This window comes from Planococcus sp. PAMC 21323 (assembly GCF_000785555.1).
GTDB lineage: Bacteria > Bacillota > Bacilli > Bacillales_A > Planococcaceae > Planococcus.
The window spans coordinates 2,642,797-2,660,587 of sequence record NZ_CP009129.1 but is presented as its reverse complement, the minus strand read 5'-3'; the positions used below and the strand labels follow the sequence as shown (position 1 = coordinate 2,660,587).

The window sequence follows — 17,791 nt, the reverse complement described above, 5'->3', positions numbered from 1 at the left end:
GGGATCACGCATGAGACATTTTAACGGATTAACCGATTCTGATTTAAAGACTTTTTTTAAATATTCCCCGGCAGAATTTAACCGTGATACAAAACGGGAAACATTAAGTTTAGCACTGGGTGCAGCGCTTTATACACCAGGATCTAGAATAGATTTCGCTCAAAAGATTTTGAATGGTAGCTATAGTAAAGGCGCGTTTGCTGGCTTAACTACATTGATTGTCTGCCTAGAAGATGCAGTAGCTGACACGGAACTAGAGCAAGCGGAAAAGAACACAGTAAGTGAATTTAAAAAACTTGAAAAAGCAAATGCTGATCAATTGGCAGCAGGACCAATTTTATTTTTACGAATTCGTACACCTGAACAATTGGATAAATTGATTGAAAATGCCGGAACTGCTTTAAGTGTTGTAACAGGAATTGTCTTTCCGAAATGTACACCTGAATCTTTGCCGTCTTTTTTCGAAGCACTCGATCGTGCCAGTAAAGCGGCTGGTAGAAAGCTGTATGCCTTGCCTTTACTCGAAACAAAAGAAGTGTTGTATAGTGAAACTCGTGAACAAACTTTAGCGGAATTATATAAAATTATACAGTCAGAAGCCGATCGGATATTAACAGTACGGGTTGGAGCAACTGATTTTTCAAGTCTTTATGGCTTGCGACGACCAGCAGAGCGAACGATTTACGATGTTCATATCATTCGAGATTGTTTGATCGCCATACTAAACCAGTTTGGTCGTTCAGAAGATGGGTTTACCGTTTCGGGTCCTGTTTATGAACATTTTTCGGTCAGAGAAAAGCTTTGGCTTTCTTCAAAACCCGAACAAACCCTTTGGGAAGAAGTTCAATTGGATATTTTAAATGGATTTAAAGGAAAAACCTGTATTCATCCGTCTCAAATAGCAATTGTTAATGCCGGGCATATCATATCCTTCGAAGCTTATGAAGACGCCAAATTAATCCTAGGTGAAAGTAAAGGAAGAAATGGTGTTCTACAAAGTCCTAAACGCAATAAAATGAACGAAGTAAAACCGCATTTGAGCTGGGCTGAAAATATAATCGCTCAAGCGGAAGTCTATGGGGTGCTGAATGAAAACTATCAACCAATCGACGTCCTCAATCATCTCAGGGCGAACCAATTATCAAATCAATACTGAATTATGGGATAACTTAACGATGAATATTTCAATTACAGATACGTATAAAGGGCTTTCTCCAGAAGCGCTTTTTTCTGTAGCTTTGCGCGTTAATAAAAAACGCCAATTCCTATTTGTTAGTAAGCTAATTGCCAAACATCTAGCTGTAGATCCATCTTTAGCACTTGGAACAGGAACTTTATTAGCTTCTTTATTAATGGAAAGAGCAGGTCTTAAAGGACATCCTGATACAGCACTTTTTGTGGAAATGATTGAAAGCGGAAAAGCTAATCGAGAACTTAGCAACCGATCACTTGAGTTCAAAAAAGCGCTGCCACAAAAAACAGTTTTTATCGGGATGGCAGAAACTGCGACAGGACTTGGTCATTCAGTTTTTCAACATTTTGAGAAAGCTGCGTATCTTCATACAACCCGTGAAGAAATTATTGGCATGACCCCATCTTTTGTCTTTGAAGAAGAACATTCCCACGCAACTTCCCATAAAGTATATGCGCCTTCAGGAATGCTTGAAGAAGCTGAAACCATTGTGCTCATTGACGATGAAATTTCAACGGGCAATACTTTGTTGAATTTGGTTTGTGCATTAGATGATCAATTTCCTGGGAAAAACTATGTGTCGCTGTCGATTCTCGATTGGCGAAATGCTAGCCAACAAGAAAAAATCGAAAACGCAATAAAAGGTCGGGACATAAGCTTGAAAATCTTATCGTTAATGTCTGGTGAGTTTGAATTGGTGCACAGCAAGGCGCCTGAAGAACCTAAAGAAACAATATTAAATGGTACAGGTAAAAAAGCTCCAGCTATCGAATTGAGCGGGAAAAAATTATCGGTTGTTTCGAAAACAAACCAACAATATATTTCGCATACGGGCCGCTTTGGTCTTACAAGTAAAGAACATGATAAAATTACTGAATGGGTAGAAACTGCAGTAGCCCAAATTACTAAAAGAAGCGATAAAGCTTTAGTCATTGGCGTAGGCGAGAATATGTATTTGCCAATCCGTTTTGCTTTAGCGTTAGGTGGCAATTCACGCGTGCAGACAACAACACGCAGTCCGATTTTTGCTGCAAAAACAACAGGCTATCCAATTCAAGAAAAAGCTGAGTTTGTTTTACCAGATGCAGAGGGAATAAGCCAATTCATCTACAACCTGAACGACTTGGATATTGATCAAATATATTTACTTGCTGAATCGGTTATTGATGTATCTGAATGGCAGCCGTTACTTGCTTATTTAGAAGAAAAAGCACCAGTAGAATGGATCTCTTTAACAACTACCAAAAGGAGTGAAGAAATCGAATGATAGCTACCGGTTTAGTAAAAACGAGTTATCCGAAAGAAGATATCACTTTCCTATTGAAAGATGTAAGTGAAGTATTTACTGAAAGTACATTAGAAGAGCGTGAAAAAGCGGTTCAAACAGGTGCGCATTATGCGGAAAGATTACCAATGGAGTATCGTCCATCTGATGAATATACAAAGCTATACCACGAAACAGTCGTAAAAACGAAAAATCAATTAGCTTATTTAGTAGGACTCGTGACACGTCGCATTTTTATGAATGCAGGAACAGATGATATTGTGCTTGTATCTTTAGCGCGCGCAGGTAGTCCAATCGGTGTCTTAATTCGTCGTTACGCTGAACAAGTGCTGAATATGAAATGGCCGCATTACAGTGTCTCCATTTTACGTGATAAAGGAATTGACGAAAAAGCGATCGATTCAATTCGTGCTGCACATCCGACAAGTCGGATTCAATTTGTAGATGGATGGACTGGTAAAGGTGCAATTCAAAAAGAATTGACCAAGGCTGTAAATTATTTAAATGAAACTAAGAGCTTAGATCTTCATGATGATATGGCCGTACTAGCAGATCCCGGTGCGTGTGCAGTATTATTCGGTACACGCGAAGATTTTCTTATTCCTAGCGCATGTTTAAATGCGACCGTATCGGGACTTGTGAGCCGGACGATTTTAAACAAATTGTACATCGGTGAAAATGATTTTCACGGTGCGAAATTTTATGGTGAATTGTTAGAAGAGGATTTATCCAATGATTTTGTCGATCAGATTACAGCTTGCTTTATAGATGTGCGAGAAAGAGTTGAAAAAGATGCTGTCTCAACACCAGTTACAGCAAAAAGAACGTGGCAAGGCATGAAAGAAGTCGAAGAAATTGGCCAACAGATGTATCGTGAAACCGACTACCATTTGATTAAGCCAGGCGTTGGCGAAACCACGCGTGTTTTGTTGCGTAGAAGTCCATGGAAAGTGCTCGTAAATAGTTTGGAAAATCCAGACGTGCATCATATTTTGATGTTAGCAAAAGAAAAAGACGTGCCGGTCGAAGTGGTTCCAGATTTGTTTTATCGGGCAATTGGCTTGATCCGGTCAGGTAAAGAAATATGACGGTATTATTCGCAAGTGATTTAGATCAAACCTTAATTTATTCTCGGAACTCCATGGGAATGGACGTTACAGAAGACGAATTAATTGAAGTTGAGCGTTACGAAGGAAAACCATTGTCGTATATGACAAAATCCAGTCAATCTGCGCTATGGAATATAGGACACTCAGCTTTTTTCCTTCCGGTGACAACGCGCACACAAGCTCAATACGAGCGAGTAACCGGTATTTTTGAAGGACAGCAACCACCACTTTTTGCGGTTATTTCTAATGGTGCGGTTATTTTAGAAAATGGTCAGCCGATTAAAGAATGGTCCGATAAAATTCGCCAAACATGCACAGATCGTAAAACGGTTATAAAGGAATTACTGCCGGAAATTGAGCGGCATTTTTCAGAGGAATGGGTACTAAAAGTTAGAGAAGCAGACGATTGGTTTGTTTATTTGATCATAGACCGTGCTCGTTTTCCTGAAGATAAGCTAGATTTTTATACTCAAACTTTCAAGAAGCTTGGATGGGGATTATCACTTCAAGGTAGAAAACTTTATTTTATGCCAGAAAGTATTACGAAAGCTGGTGCAATGGAGTATATTAAGGAACGTATAGGTGCTAGTTATGTCGTTGCTGCTGGAGATTCTTTGTTAGACCTTGATTTGTTGGAAAGTGCCGATTATGGCATGCTTGCAGCTCATGGTGAAGCAGCAAAAAATGCAGCTCGCATTTCAGCACATATTCATAAGACAGAAAATTACGGTATTAAAGCAGGCGAGGAAATTTTAGCTCGTGTTGCTGAAATAGCATTGCAACGCCAGTAAGCAACAAAGCAAGGAGAGATTCCGATGGTTCAGTTGAATCCAATCCCCGCTAAAACCTGGGATCCGGAGAAAATCGGGGAATGGCTGAAAAAACCGATAGTGGATCACAGCGAAACTAAAATTGAAGATAATAGCATCACGTATCCCCAATTGCTTGGACAAATCACGGGTATGACACTTGATGAGGATGAATATTTTGCATCTATCTATGACGTTATAGAAGCGTCAGAAGGTCGGTTGATTCGTCTTTCAGACAAGATGAACAAGCATATTGAACAAGATCGTTTGCGGACACTTCAAGATTTATTTGAAATGAATAAAAAAGAAAAAGGTTTGTCACCAAATCGGATGGCAGCTTTTCTTGACGGAAAAGGACTACTTCCTAAGTTAAAAGATCCTGAGCTCAACAGACGTTTGCGAATTGTGTTGATTGATATTCTGAAAGCGTTTCAAGCACAATCAGGTGGAGATACGACTCACTCATCTTTCCGCCGCGTAACGACAGACTTGGTAAAGTGGATGTTTAATCATCTAGAGCCTGAAATTGAAAAGTTAGAGCTAGAAAAAGGCTTGCCTGGATTTTTGTGGTATGGCAGTGCTTCCGAAAGTGAAACTTGGTTTTTAAAGCTATCAGCTGCTTTTGGCTTTCATGTGATCGTCTATGACCCAAAAGGGGAACGTTGGTTTGAGAAAGCTGTTGGAAGTGAAGGTCTTCATAATCATAGTTTCCAAGTAAATTCGAATTCACTCTTACCTTTTCCAGAAGAAAAACCAAAACGGGTAGGGACGGTCGCTTATCGTGCTACGCAAGAAGTAGATCGATTGTTGCATCACGATGATTCAGGACTTTATAAACCTTTCCAATTCAAGTCTTATTTGACGCAATCTGTTCGGTTGAAGACAACCATGGATGAAGCGTTTATGCTTGCTAAAGAACGTGCAATGGTTCGCCCATCGTTTTCAGTAGGGAGCGGGCGTGTCAACATTCCTGTCGTTTTTTCTAAAGTAATGGGCATCGAAAAGGATCGAAAACGTTTCTGGGATAATGTTCACAACTTGACCGAACGCGAAGACACAAAATTGATTCGAAGCTTTCCATTTATTGAAGAACGAAAAGGCAATCAGCAATTTCATTACCGTGCAGCGCTTGGGAAAGCAGGGAAACTTGATCCTGAAAAAATGAAAGCCGCCAACTGGTGGAAATACAGTAAATTGCCAGACGGTGTTCAGACTGCGATTGCTGCTGCAATTGCCAGACATGTAGAAAAACCAATCTTGCAGTCTCAAAGCAGTGAATCGTTTGAAGATTTGCAGCTATATGCTTTCTCACAATCGATGTCGATTCCAGATTCGGTCATTCAATTGATTCAGTTGTTCGACTATCCGCAATTTGTACCAACGATGTTGTTTTACAACGAAGAAAAAGATGGTGAGTTGAGTCGTGCGGATGCCAATGCAATTGCATTAATTCATATATTTGGGCTTGATGTGATTGTGATAAATCCTCAAGGACATCAAGACATTGAAAGATGGATTGATGTAGAATCATTTGATACGCATTGGCTCGATGAACGGAGTTTTAACGAGCCCTACCGAGAACCTTCGGTCGTCAAGAAAATTTTTAAAAAATGGCTATAGCCAATAAGGAGTGAAAGCGGATGACTAACATGCCAGATCAAATCGAACAACAAGAATTGGTGATGAAAGATGAAAACCAATTAAAAGTTCAACTGAAAAAAGACCCTGAAGTTCTTCAATTAGCTGCAAAAATCGATCCGAAAAACCAAATAGCATTGCTAGAGTTTGGCCGAGAGCCAGCTAATGAAATTTCCGCTTTTACTGGAAAAGTATTAAATTCAGTTCAAGCAAATAGCATGGAAGAGTCTAGTGAATTACTAAAGCAATTAGGTAAAATCATGGACAAATTCGACAAAAAGGATTTTGTTGAAAAGAAAGGATTCCTCAACAAAATCTTCAATAAAGGCAATAAAGTAATCGAACAATTATTTAATAAGTATCAAACAATGGGAACTGAAATTGATAAAGTATATGTTGAAATTACAAAGTACGAAGGCGAAATGAAAAAATCGACAACGACTTTAGAAGAACTGTACAACCAAAACTTTAATTACTTTATGGAGTTAGAAAAATACATTGCAGCAGGCGATATTAAAGTAGAAGAACTAAAAGCTCAAGAACCAGCTGTTCGTGCAAAAGCGGAATCTGGAGATCAAATGGCGTTAATGGAGCTTAACTCTCTTCAAAACGCAATTGAGCTTTTAGAGCAACGTGTGTATGACTTGGAAATGGCCAAACAAGTGTCGTATCAGTCAGCACCTCAAATTCGTATGCTTCAGCGTGGGAACACAAAACTTATCGGGAAGATCAACTCAGCTTTTGTTACGACCATTCCAATTTTCAAAACAGGTTTAATCAACGCGATCGCAGCTAAGCGTCAAAACTTAGTAGCTGAGTCGATGAGTGAACTGGATCGTCGTACAAATGAAATGTTATTGAATAACGCTAATGATATCTCACGTCAAAGTGTCGATATTGCGAGAATGTCGGGTCAACCGAGCATCAAGATTGAAACGATCGAACAGACATGGGAGACTATTATGCAAGGGATGAACGACACACGCGAGATTGAACAAGAAAATCGCAAAATGCGTGAAGAAGGACGTCTCCGCATCGAAGAATTACAGAAGAAATACGAAGATACTCAACGTAAAGCTAACTAATCGAGGAGGAAAATAACAATGTCAGCAATTAATCTTTCAAAAGGTCAAAAAATTGATTTAACGAAAACAAACCCAGGTCTTACAAAAGTAGTCGTTGGTTTAGGTTGGGATACGAACAAATACAGTGGTGGCGGAGATTTCGATCTAGACGCATCTATTTTCCTAGTAGGCGAAAACGGTAAATCGCGTGGACCAGAAGACTTTGTATTCTATAACAATCTTGAAGGCGGAAACGGCTCAGTTGTGCACACAGGAGATAATTTAACGGGTGAAGGTGAAGGCGATGATGAGCAAGTAATCGTTGATTTACCTCACGTTCCTGCTGATATTCATAAAGTGGTATTCACAGTTACAATCCACGAAGCAGATAGCCGAGGACAAAACTTTGGACAAGTTTCGAATGCGTTTATCCGTATTCTAAACGAAAACTCAAACGAAGAACTAATTCGTTATGATCTTGGAGAAGATTTCTCTATTGAAACGGCATTAGTGGTTGGAGAATTATACCGTCACGGTAACGAATGGAAATTTAATGCAATTGGCAGCGGCTACCAAGGCGGTCTTGCAGCATTAGTTAATGATTTTGGCTTAGGTTGATCAATCAACGAAACCACTCATCGAAAAATGATGAGTGGTTTTTTATTGAGCTATGATATCTACTGGAAAAAAGATTCACCGAATTGTAAAAAAACTTTTGATTTTTTTGTGCTTAGAGACTTCTAGGTTTGTGAAGAATGGAAACGCTTGCAAAATAATCTTAATATTTTTTATATATTGACAATGGTTTTTTCGCTGTATATGATGGAGACAATTCAAATATACAGATTAACTATGTTGATGGAGATACACTTTGTGCAAGGAAATCTCAAGAGAACTGATGGTCGGTGAGAATCAGTGGTTTCGGCATTTAGTAGCACTCCTGAATAGATGGATTGAACCAATTAGTAAGTCCATCCGATTCGTGCCCGTTACGCATGTGAACCAATGAGACTGTCTGTTTTGACAGTGAATTAGGGTGGTACCGCGAACAAGAGACTCTTCGCCCCTTACATCTTTATGTAGGGGGGAGAAGGGTCTTTTTTTACTTTAATCCATACACTCACGGCTCCGTAAAAGCGGAGAAATCGAAAGGGGAATAGAATCAATATGCTGACAGACCAACAAATTTTACGAATTCCAGGACCAACACCAATCCCGCCAAGTGTGCAACGTGCTATGGCACAACCGATGATTGGCCACCGTGGACAAAGTACATCTGACATGATTAGTGACATCCGACCAAGACTGAAACGTGTTTTTGGTACAGAACAAGAAGTCATTATTTTGACAGGCAGTGGAACTGCAGGCTTAGAAACAGCTGTAGTGAATACTGTTGCTCCTGGCGAAGAAGTTCTAGTTCTTGTAACAGGCGCATTTGGCGATCGATTTGCGAAAATTTGTAAAGCATATGAGATTGAAACTCATGTTTTCGAAGTAGAGTGGGGATTAGCTGTAGACCCTGAGGCGGTGAAGAACTTCCTTTTAGAACATCCAGAAATCAAAGTGGTGTTTTCAACTTTTTGTGAAACATCAACAGGAGTTCTAAACCCAATTAAAGAATTGGCTGCAGCTGTAAAAGAAGTATCAGATGCTCTTGTTATTGTCGACGGGGTGTCATGTGTAGCAGGAACAGAAACTGAAATGGACAAATGGGGAATTGACGTAGTTGTGACGGGTTCACAAAAAGCCTTTATGTTACCTGCAGGACTGTCATTTATCGCAGCAAGCGAACGCGCATGGAAGAAAATAGAAGCCAATCCTCAACCAAGATTTTATTTGGACCTTAAAAAGCACCGCGATAATATTGTAAAAGATACGACTCCTTTTACTCCTGCATTATCGATTTTGTTTGGCTTGCAGCAAGTTCTAAAATTGCTTGAAGAAGAAGGATTGGAGAATGTTTACGCGAGACACCGTCTGATGAAAGATATGACGCGTGCAGCGTTTACCGCATTAGAAATTCCATTACTAACTTCTGACATAGATGCATCACCAACAGTTACTGCTGTAAAACCAAATGATTTTGATGCGGAAGAGTTCCGTAAAGTGATGAAACAGGAATTTGCTTTAGAAGTGGCCGGGGGACAGCAACATTTAGCGAAGAAGATTTTCCGTATCGGCCATATGGGCTATTGCTCTCCGGCAGATATGTTGCAGACCCTTGCAGCAATGGAAATTGGCTTAATGAAAGTCGGTAAAAATATCGAACTTGGTAAAGGAATTGCCGCTGCACAGCGAGTCTTTTTAACAAAAGGAGCGAAAACGAAATGACATTTCATATACTAATTAGTGACCCATTAAGCGAAGAAGGAATCTATCCTTTACGTCAGGCAAACGGTGTTAACATCGTCATGGAAACCAATTTAACTCCAGAACAATTAGAAGATCGTATTCATGGTTTTGACGCATTACTGGTACGAAGCCAAACGCAAGTAACGCGTGAATTGATTGAAAAAGCGTCGAACTTGAAGATCATCGGTCGTGCAGGTGTAGGTGTCGATAATATCGATTTAGAAGCGGCAACAGAACACGGTATTATTGTTGTAAATGCGCCGGACGGTAACACCAATTCAGCCGCAGAGCATACGATGGCCATGATTATGTCAATGGCACGTAAAATTCCTCAAGCTTTCCATGCATTGCGCAATCAACAATGGGACCGGAAATCATATGTCGGCGTCGAATTGAAAAACAAAACACTTGGCGTTGTTGGATTTGGACGAATTGGTCAAGAAGTAGCGGCACGTGCAAAGGGTCAACGAATGAACGTTATTGCTTATGATCCTTTCTTAACAGCTGAAAAAGCAGAAAAACTAGGAGTCGATTTTGGCTCGGTAGAAGATGTCTTAAGAGCAGCAGATTTTATAACGGTCCACACGCCGTTATTAAAAGAAACAAAGCATTTAATCAATAAAGAAGCATTTGAAATTATGAAAGATGGCGTTCAAATAGTCAATTGCGCACGTGGCGGAATTATTGATGAAAATGCGTTATACGATGCTGTGAAATCTGGAAAAGTTGCTGGAGCAGCGCTTGATGTTTTTGAACAAGAGCCGATGGTTGATTTTCGTTTACTAGATTTACCAGAGATTATTGCAACGCCTCATTTAGGCGCAAGCACTTTTGAAGCGCAAGAAAGCGTAGCAGTTGATGTGAGCGTAGATGTGGTCAGCTATTTCACCACTGGTACTGTACGCAACTCAGTGAATCTTCCATCTGTACCAAAAGAAATCATGAAGAAAATCGAACCTTATTTCGATTTATCAGAACGTCTAGGTGCTTTCTTAACAGATTTAACGGGTACAACGGCAGAAGAAGTTACCGTTCGCTATGCAGGAGAACTCGCTAATATGGACGTAAGACCGTTAACACGCAATATGTTAAAAGGGATGCTGAAACGTCATCTTGGTAAGCAAGTCAATAATGTAAATGCATTATATCTGGCAAACCAAAAAGGCATAGTCGTTACTGAACAAAAGACGACTGAATCAAAAGGATTTATGACGCTCATCACAGTAGAAGTAAAAACGGCTAACGGTATTCGAAAAGTTGCTGGTACTTTATTGAATGGACAAGGCGCACGTATCGTCAAAGTAGATGACTATTTAGTAGATGTTGTACCAGAAGGGCATCTATTATATGTTAGCCATAATGACCGTCCAGGTGTGATTGGACGAGTAGGAACGCTACTTGGTCAAGAGAATGTCAATATTGCTACGATGCAAGTAGGGCGCTCTATTATTGGGGGAAGTGCCATCATGATGTTATCAATCGATAAACCAGCAGAAGCAGGCAGTCTTGAGCAATTGTCAAAATTAGATGAAATTCAAGGCGTTACAGCTATTAACTTATAAAAAATTGAAAGGGCTGTCCCAAAAGGTCATTAAAGATGACTTTTGGTGACAGCCCTTTTGACATCTCAGGAAAGATCGGCTAATTTCCATTGCGGCGGACGCTTTCCGCGGGTACGGCCTCTGCTTCCCTCGCTCTGCTCAGTCCAGTAGCTCCGGCTCGCACTGTTTCCGCTGGAGTCGCCGCCTCCTCCATTCCAATCAGCCTAATCTCCAACTGTATAGAAAGCAAAAATTGGTAGAGAAAAATCAAAAACTTTCTCTACCAATTTTATTAAGAGACTATAGAAGAGACTCTTTTCGATTAAAGTTGTTCTAACAGTTGAAGCAATTCCTCTAAATGTTGAATTTCATATGTTGGAATGATGGTATCGTGCGGAGCCTTTTGTTCACGGTTGATCCAAACAGAGCGGATACCTACTTTTCCAGCACCAATAATATCGGTCATTAAATTATCTCCAACCATCAATACTTCGTCGGCAGTAACGTCGAATTTAGATAAAGCATGATCGAAAATGTCAGGGTCTGGTTTACCTTTTCCAAATGCACCGGATACGATAATGTGGTCGAAAAAAGGAGCGATTTCAGGTGTGATTTCAAGTTTGAGTTGTTGCAAACTAGGTGAACCATTCGTTAGTAAAAGCAATTGATATCGTTCTTTCAAATCTGCGAGTACTTTTAAACTTTCTTCATATAGGACAGGGTTTCGTTTGCGTGCTTCAGGAAAATAGTCAGCGAGTTGACTGCCGATTTTAGCACTATCTTCAATCCCGATTTTCTGTAAACCAAGCGTCCAAGCGTCTTGTCGATAAGTTGGAACGATGGTTTTCATCTTTTGAAAATCTGCTCCTTCATCATCAAAGGTTCCCCATAATCCTTCAAAAGGATTGATGCCGATCATTTTTGTAAAGTCATATGTATCATATCCAGAATACAGCTCAGTTGCGGCAGCTCTTACGGCTTCTTCTAAATTATCGCAAGATTTACCTGTTAATTCTTCGGCTAAACGGCATGTTTCTTGAAATGCTTTTTCCACACTTTTCTTGTCCCATAATAAAGTATCATCTAAATCGAAAAAAATCGCTTTTACCATTGGTGTGAGCTCCTCCTGATAATGTCTTTACTTTTCATTTAGTGTACTTGAAAAGTAGGTGGAAATATAGGGGTTCAGAGAACTGTCACAGAAAATAAGCGGACTCAAGTGTATGATATGGATAAGGAGTGAAAACAATGACCATTGGCAATTCGACAATGCTTTTATTAGAAGAGGCGACTAACTTTATAGAAATTTGTTATGAGGAACTTGGAAAGAGTGAGGCCGAGAAAGCGAATAGGTTACTCGCAATAAAAATAGCAATCAAAAATACGGGAACTTATATGCATAGTTTTGAAGAGTTAGAACATGGCGCTCGCATGGCGTGGCGCAATAATAATCGCTGCATCGGTCGGTTGTTTTGGAATTCACTAACGGTCTTTGACGAACGACATCAAACAGCAGCAGATGAAGTTTTCGATGCGTTGGTTCGACATATCGATTTTGCTACAAATGACGGTAAAATCCGTCCTACGATTACCGTTTTTCGTCAAGAACAGGAAGAGAACAAAGCAATGCGTTTATGGAATCATCAACTCATCCGTTATGCAGGGTATGAAACGGAGGATGGCATTATCGGTGATTCGAGTTCTATCGAATTTACGAAGCGGTGTCTAGAACTTGGTTGGCAAGGAGCGGGATCTGCTTTTGATATTTTGCCATGGATCCTTGAAATGCCAAATGGTGAACTGTATCTAAAGGAAATTCCACGAACATCGATTAAGGAAGTAGAAATAGATCATCCGGAAATCTCAGGGTTCTCACGGCTGGGATTGAAATGGTACGGGGTTCCTCTAATTTCAGATATGTTATTAGAAATTGGCGGTATTGAATACAAAATGGCACCTTTTAACGGTTGGTATATGGGCACTGAAATTGGTGCAAGAAACCTTGCAGATGAAGACCGGTATAATGTTTTGCCAGCAGTAGCAGAACTCATGGGATTGAATACAAAGTCAAACCGTTCTTTATGGAAAGATAAAGCATTAGTCGAATTGAATATTGCCGTTTTAGAGTCGTACCATGAAGCAGGTGTGACAATCGTAGATCATCATACTGCAGCAAAACAATTTAAAAGTTTCGAGAAAAAAGAAGAAAGTGAAGGACGTGACCTTACCGGGAATTGGGCTTGGCTCATTCCGCCGATGTCTCCGGCTACAACGCATATTTTTCACAAGCCTTATAAAAATAAACTAGTTAAACCCAATTATTTTCATCAGTCGACTCCTAATTAAATACTAAAAGTTATTCTAATGCACCCTTTAAATGGATAAAAACTGCGGTTTTTAACAGCGAAATGCGTTACATTTGAATGATTTGTACTATAATAATAGATAGTGATTATCATTTAATGTGAAACTTTGAAGAGAGAAGGAAATTTAATGGGACGCAAATGGAATAATATTAAAGAAAAGAAAGCATCTAAAGATGCGAATACAAGTCGGATTTACGCAAAATTCGGCCGTGAAATATATGTAGCTGCCAAACAAGGTGAACCCGATCCAGAATCTAACCAAGCTTTGAAAGTCGTATTAGAGCGAGCAAAAACTTACAGCATTCCGAGAGCAATCATTGACCGAGCTGTGGACAAAGCTAAAGGTGGATCGGAAGAAAGCTTCGACGAATTGCGTTATGAAGGATTTGGACCAAATGGCTCGATGGTTATCGTAGATACGTTAACGAATAACGTTAACCGTACTGCTTCAGATGTCCGTGCAGCATTTGGTAAAAACGGAGGCAATATGGGTGTTAGTGGATCGGTTGCTTATATGTTCGACCACACAGCTGTGTTTGGTATTGAAGGCAAAACGGCTGACGAAGTTCTTGAACTAATGATGGAAGCGGATATTGACGTTCGCGACATTATGGAAGAAGAAGACGGAGTGATTGTCTACGCAGAGCCAGATCAATACCATTTGGTGCAAGAAGCGTTTAAAACTGCCGGCATTACAGAATTCACAGTCGCCGAATTGACGATGCTTGCTCAAAACGAATTACCATTGCCTGAAGATGCACAGGAACAATTCGAAAAAATGATTGATGCTCTTGAAGATCTAGAAGATGTACAACAGGTTTATCACAACGTAGATTTAGAAGGATAATAGTGAAAGATGCTCTGAGTTATTCAGGGTGTCTTTTTTTATGGAAAAGACTCCTAATTTTAGCGGCCTTAACTTGTAATTCAAAAGTAGAACAACTATACTAACTTTGAATCAGTAGAAGGAGTATTCTGATTATTAAAACTGATTATGTAAGCGTTTTAATTTAAAATAACGTATTAAATAGCATTTGAAAATACATAAAATATTGGGGGAAAATAAATGCTTAAGGAATTATCGCCAAAAGCTGAAGCCTTACGAGAGAAACTACTATTGTTCATGGATGACTATGTATATCCAAATGAAGCAGTTATAGAAAAATACCTTAAAGAAGCAGAAGACCGTTGGACGATTCCACCCATTATTGAAGAGTTAAAAGAAAAAGCAAAAGAGCAAGGCTTATGGAACTTATTTTTAGATCATCCGGAATACGGGGCTGGTTTATCTAATTATGATTACTCACATCTATGTGAGATTATGGGACGATCCTTAATTGCACCAGAGTTATTTAACTGTAATGCACCGGACACTGGGAACATGGAAGTATTCGTTAAGTACGGGACAGAAGAACAAAAGAAACAGTGGCTTGAGCCTTTATTAAATGGAGAAATTCGATCTTGCTTTTCGATGACAGAACCTGCTGTTGCTTCTTCGGATGCAACCAATATTCAAAGTAGCATCGTCCGTGATGGCGACGAATATGTCATCAATGCGAGAAAATGGTGGACAACTGGAGCCATGGACCCGCGTTGTAAAATTGCGATTGTCATGGGGAAAACAGATCCTCAGGCTGCGAAGCACCAACAGCAGTCAATGATTTTGGTGCCTTTTGATACACCTGGTGTAGAAATTATTCGGCCGTTAACTGTATTTGGCTATGATGATGCACCCCAAGGGCATGCAGAAGTTCATTATAATAATGTGCGTGTGCCAGCAACCAACATCTTGCTTGGAGAAGGACGCGGATTTGAAATTGCTCAAGGACGTTTAGGGCCAGGGCGAATTCATCATTGTATGCGAGCAATCGGAGCTGCAGAAAGAGCCCTCGAGTTATTGTGTAAAAGAGCAGATAGCAGAGAAGCATTTGGATCTAGTTTGGCAGAAAAAGATGTGATAAAAGAAATTATTGCTGAAAGTCGAATTGAAATCGAACAAGCACGTCTGTTAACGCTACATGCAGCTCATAAAATAGATGTAGAAGGTGCAAAAACAGCTCGCAAAGAAATAGCCATGATTAAAGTTGCAGTTCCACGGGTTGCACAAAATGTCATTGACCGTGCCATTCAGGTATTTGGTGGAGCAGGATTAACGGAAGATTTTCCATTAGCTGCACAATACGCCAATGCTCGCGCATTACGTATAGTTGATGGTCCGGATCAAGTTCATTTACGTGATGTTGGACGGTTAGAATTGCGTGAGCAGTTAAAGGGAAGTTGAGATAAATAAATATAGTAAAGGAGAAATGACGCTATGAATAACGTTTACTTAATAGATGGAGCAAGAACCGCTTTTGGAGGATTTGGAGGAGCATTCGTCAATACGGATGCGACTGAACTTGGAGCGGCGACAGCAATTGAGGCGTTAAAACGCTCAAATGTAAAAGCAGAAGATATCAATCATGTTTTTTACGGGAATGTTATTCAATCTAGTTTAAACGGTGCTTACGTTGCACGCCATATAGGGTTAAAAGCAGGCGTACCTAAAGAAGTTCCAGCGCTTACGTTAAACCGGTTATGCGGATCAGGTGCTCAAGCGGTTGTGACAGCTGCACAACATATTTTATTGGGCGAAGCGGAATTGGTGTTGGCAGGAGGGGCAGAGAATATGTCGATGTCTCCATACGCTAGTTTTAACCAACGCTTTAGTAAATCGAAAATGGGTAATTTACAATTTGAAGATATGCTAACTGCCACTTTGACGGATCAATATACAGGGAGCGGCATGGGAATGACTGCCGAAAAACTGGCAGAACAATACGGTATCTCGCGTGAAGAACAAGATGCTTTTTCTGTACAATCAAATCAGAGAGCAGCAAAAGCAGTCGAATCTGGAAGATTTGCAGAAGAGATTGTAGCTGTCGATGTGAAAACGCGTAAAGGTGTTTTAATAGTAGATAAAGATGAACATATTAAACCAGACGCAAATGAAGAAGCTTTAGCAAAACTCCGTCCTTCATTCAAAAAAGAAGGTACGGTGACGGCTGGAAACGCTTCAGGTATCAATGACGGTGCAGCTTCACTCGTCGTAGCAAGCGAAGCTGCTGTAAACAGGCATAGCTTAAAGCCGATGGCGCGTATTGTCTCTTGGGGAGTAGTAGGAGTAGATCCGACGATTATGGGCATTGGACCAGTGCCAGCTATTAAACAAGCGTTAGAACGTGCTGAATTGACTGTTGACGATATTGATTTATTTGAAGTGAACGAAGCATTCGCTGCACAATATTTGGCAGTAGAAAAAGAACTTGGATTAGACCGAGAGAAAGTAAACGTCAATGGCGGCGCAATTGCACTAGGTCATCCAGTCGGCGCAAGTGGTGCGCGTATTTTATTATCTCTTGCGTATGAATTAAAACGTCGCGGAGGTAAATACGGTGTGGCGAGTTTATGTATAGGTGGAGGTCAAGGAATTGCGGTGGTGATTGAAAGTGCTTAAGCTACCGGTTATTGTGGCTCCAATGTTTTTAGTGTCGACTCCTGAAATGGTGATTGAAGCGTCAAATGCAGGTGTAATTGGAAGCTTTCCTCTACTTAATGCGCGACCGGTAGAAACTTGCGCTTCTTGGTTAAAAGACATAAAAGAAGCGCTTGGTGAAAAGCCATGGGCAGTAAATTTTATTTCTCACCGCGGCTCTAATAAGCGCTATGATGAAGATTTTGAGTTGATCCGTCAACATGAGCCGCCGATTGTGATTACGTCACTTGGTTCTCCAGTAGAGATGATTAAAGTTGTTCACGCGTACGGAGGCTTGGTTTATTCGGACGTAGCAAATGTTAAGCATGCTAAAAAAGCGGCGTCGGCTGGAGTAGATGGGCTGGTTCTTGTTTGTGCTGGAGCAGGTGGCCACGGAGGAACGATTAATCCGTTTGCTTTTATTGCAGCGGTTAAAGAGTTTTATAGCGGGACCATCATTTTGGCAGGTTCATTGTCCACAGGAGCTGATGTCGCTGCAGCTAAGTTAATGGGGGCAGATTACGCTTATATGGGTACCCGCTTTTTGGCGACGGAAGAAAGCAGTACACCAGATGAATATAAACAAATGGTCATCGATTCATCGGTAGAAGACATTCTCTATACCGATTCGTTTAGTGGTGTACATGCAAATATCTTGATCCCGAGTTTAGTGAAGTCAGGGATCGATCCGAAAACCTTAAAGCCGCGGGAAAGTGTAGATTTGTCTCATTTAGTTGATGCAAAAGCTTGGCGAGATATTTGGACGGCGGGTCAAGGTGTTACAGCCATTACTAAACGACAGACTACAAAAGAAGTGGTTGCCCAACTACTACTTGAATATAATGAAGGAATAGCTAGGCTTGTATAGATCCTAAATTACTGTAATGGATTTCACGAGCATGCTAATCACAAATTTGTTCA

The 17,791-nt window shown here is 40.3% G+C and carries 15 protein-coding genes and 1 other annotated feature; of the genes, 14 read left to right on the top strand and 1 reads right to left on the bottom strand.

The genetic code is table 11. The features are described 5' to 3' along the window. The first annotated feature begins 10 nt into the window (after positions 1-10). The 9 genes from PLANO_RS13105 to serA all read left to right on the top strand — a co-directional run bounded on the left by PLANO_RS13105 (position 11) and on the right by serA (position 11,011). Entirely contained in the window at positions 11-1,156 is a 1,146-nt protein-coding gene (locus tag PLANO_RS13105; RefSeq protein ID WP_038704890.1) for an HpcH/HpaI aldolase/citrate lyase family protein, read from the top strand. Beyond that, on the top strand, positions 1,089-2,459 hold the full coding sequence (locus tag PLANO_RS13100) for a phosphoribosyltransferase family protein (protein ID WP_231554727.1): 1,371 nt from the start codon (positions 1,089-1,091) through the stop codon (positions 2,457-2,459). The genes PLANO_RS13105 and PLANO_RS13100 overlap by 68 nt, the downstream gene beginning before the upstream one ends. Next, positions 2,456-3,565: a cysteine protease StiP family protein gene (locus tag PLANO_RS13095; RefSeq protein WP_038704888.1), complete on the top strand. Its 1,110-nt coding sequence runs from the start codon at positions 2,456-2,458 to the stop codon at positions 3,563-3,565. Before PLANO_RS13100 ends, PLANO_RS13095 begins: the two co-directional genes overlap by 4 nt. Beyond that, positions 3,562-4,377, top strand: a complete 816-nt coding sequence (locus PLANO_RS13090; protein ID WP_038704887.1) for an HAD hydrolase family protein — start codon at positions 3,562-3,564, stop codon at positions 4,375-4,377. The genes PLANO_RS13095 and PLANO_RS13090 overlap by 4 nt, the downstream gene beginning before the upstream one ends. 24 nt (positions 4,378-4,401) lie before the next feature. Next, positions 4,402-6,015, top strand: a complete 1,614-nt coding sequence (locus PLANO_RS13085) for a YceG family protein (RefSeq protein WP_038704886.1) — start codon at positions 4,402-4,404, stop codon at positions 6,013-6,015. A gap of 20 nt (positions 6,016-6,035) precedes the next feature. Next, a complete protein-coding gene (locus tag PLANO_RS13080) occupies positions 6,036-7,118 on the top strand; it encodes a toxic anion resistance protein (protein WP_038704885.1) in 1,083 nt (360 codons plus the stop codon). Between the two features lie 18 nt (positions 7,119-7,136). Then, on the top strand, positions 7,137-7,715 hold the full coding sequence (locus PLANO_RS13075) for a TerD family protein (protein ID WP_038704884.1): 579 nt from the start codon (positions 7,137-7,139) through the stop codon (positions 7,713-7,715). 228 nt (positions 7,716-7,943) lie between these two features. Next, positions 7,944-8,168: a binding site (T-box leader), on the top strand. Positions 8,169-8,264: 96 nt separating this feature from the next. After that, positions 8,265-9,428 carry a pyridoxal-phosphate-dependent aminotransferase family protein gene (locus tag PLANO_RS13070; protein ID WP_038704883.1) on the top strand — a complete coding sequence of 388 codons (1,164 nt, stop codon included), beginning with the start codon at positions 8,265-8,267 and terminating at the stop codon, positions 9,426-9,428. Continuing rightward, entirely contained in the window at positions 9,425-11,011 is a 1,587-nt protein-coding gene (gene serA / locus PLANO_RS13065; protein WP_038704882.1) for a phosphoglycerate dehydrogenase, read from the top strand. Before PLANO_RS13070 ends, serA begins: the two co-directional genes overlap by 4 nt. 301 nt (positions 11,012-11,312) lie before the next feature. Here serA and PLANO_RS13060 read toward each other — a convergent pair whose 3' ends face one another. After that, a complete protein-coding gene (locus PLANO_RS13060) occupies positions 11,313-12,101 on the bottom strand; it encodes an HAD family hydrolase (protein WP_038704881.1) in 789 nt (262 codons plus the stop codon). Positions 12,102-12,238: 137 nt separating this feature from the next. On the opposite strand from PLANO_RS13060, the gene PLANO_RS13055 reads away from it, so the two are divergent. The 5 genes from PLANO_RS13055 to PLANO_RS13035 all read left to right on the top strand — a co-directional run bounded on the left by PLANO_RS13055 (position 12,239) and on the right by PLANO_RS13035 (position 17,738). Next, on the top strand, positions 12,239-13,336 hold the full coding sequence (locus PLANO_RS13055; RefSeq protein ID WP_038704880.1) for a nitric oxide synthase oxygenase: 1,098 nt from the start codon (positions 12,239-12,241) through the stop codon (positions 13,334-13,336). 147 nt (positions 13,337-13,483) lie between these two features. After that, entirely contained in the window at positions 13,484-14,203 is a 720-nt protein-coding gene (locus PLANO_RS13050; protein ID WP_038704879.1) for a YebC/PmpR family DNA-binding transcriptional regulator, read from the top strand. A 219-nt stretch (positions 14,204-14,422) separates the two neighbouring features. Continuing rightward, the gene (locus PLANO_RS13045) at positions 14,423-15,637 is read left to right on the top strand and encodes an acyl-CoA dehydrogenase family protein (protein WP_038704878.1); all 1,215 of its coding nucleotides are present in this window, start codon (positions 14,423-14,425) and stop codon (positions 15,635-15,637) included. A 33-nt stretch (positions 15,638-15,670) separates the two neighbouring features. Beyond that, entirely contained in the window at positions 15,671-16,852 is a 1,182-nt protein-coding gene (locus tag PLANO_RS13040; RefSeq protein WP_038704877.1) for an acetyl-CoA C-acetyltransferase, read from the top strand. Continuing rightward, positions 16,845-17,738, top strand: a complete 894-nt coding sequence (locus tag PLANO_RS13035; protein ID WP_038705458.1) for an NAD(P)H-dependent flavin oxidoreductase — start codon at positions 16,845-16,847, stop codon at positions 17,736-17,738. The genes PLANO_RS13040 and PLANO_RS13035 overlap by 8 nt, the downstream gene beginning before the upstream one ends. Positions 17,739-17,791: the final 53 nt, after the last annotated feature.

Excerpts from the sequence above, each read along its gene's own strand:
- PLANO_RS13105 (WP_038704890.1), top strand. The coding sequence starts at position 11 with ATGAGACATTTTAACGGATTAACCGATTCTGATTTAAAGACTTTTTTT.
- PLANO_RS13100 (WP_231554727.1), top strand. The coding sequence starts at position 1,089 with ATGAAAACTATCAACCAATCGACGTCCTCAATCATCTCAGGGCGAACC.
- PLANO_RS13095 (WP_038704888.1), top strand. The coding sequence starts at position 2,456 with ATGATAGCTACCGGTTTAGTAAAAACGAGTTATCCGAAAGAAGATATC.
- PLANO_RS13090 (WP_038704887.1), top strand. The coding sequence starts at position 3,562 with ATGACGGTATTATTCGCAAGTGATTTAGATCAAACCTTAATTTATTCT.
- PLANO_RS13085 (WP_038704886.1), top strand. The coding sequence starts at position 4,402 with ATGGTTCAGTTGAATCCAATCCCCGCTAAAACCTGGGATCCGGAGAAA.
- PLANO_RS13080 (WP_038704885.1), top strand. The coding sequence starts at position 6,036 with ATGACTAACATGCCAGATCAAATCGAACAACAAGAATTGGTGATGAAA.
- PLANO_RS13075 (WP_038704884.1), top strand. The coding sequence starts at position 7,137 with ATGTCAGCAATTAATCTTTCAAAAGGTCAAAAAATTGATTTAACGAAA.
- PLANO_RS13070 (WP_038704883.1), top strand. The coding sequence starts at position 8,265 with ATGCTGACAGACCAACAAATTTTACGAATTCCAGGACCAACACCAATC.
- serA (WP_038704882.1), top strand. The coding sequence starts at position 9,425 with ATGACATTTCATATACTAATTAGTGACCCATTAAGCGAAGAAGGAATC.
- PLANO_RS13060 (WP_038704881.1), bottom strand. The coding sequence starts at position 12,101 with ATGGTAAAAGCGATTTTTTTCGATTTAGATGATACTTTATTATGGGAC.
- PLANO_RS13055 (WP_038704880.1), top strand. The coding sequence starts at position 12,239 with ATGACCATTGGCAATTCGACAATGCTTTTATTAGAAGAGGCGACTAAC.
- PLANO_RS13050 (WP_038704879.1), top strand. The coding sequence starts at position 13,484 with ATGGGACGCAAATGGAATAATATTAAAGAAAAGAAAGCATCTAAAGAT.
- PLANO_RS13045 (WP_038704878.1), top strand. The coding sequence starts at position 14,423 with ATGCTTAAGGAATTATCGCCAAAAGCTGAAGCCTTACGAGAGAAACTA.
- PLANO_RS13040 (WP_038704877.1), top strand. The coding sequence starts at position 15,671 with ATGAATAACGTTTACTTAATAGATGGAGCAAGAACCGCTTTTGGAGGA.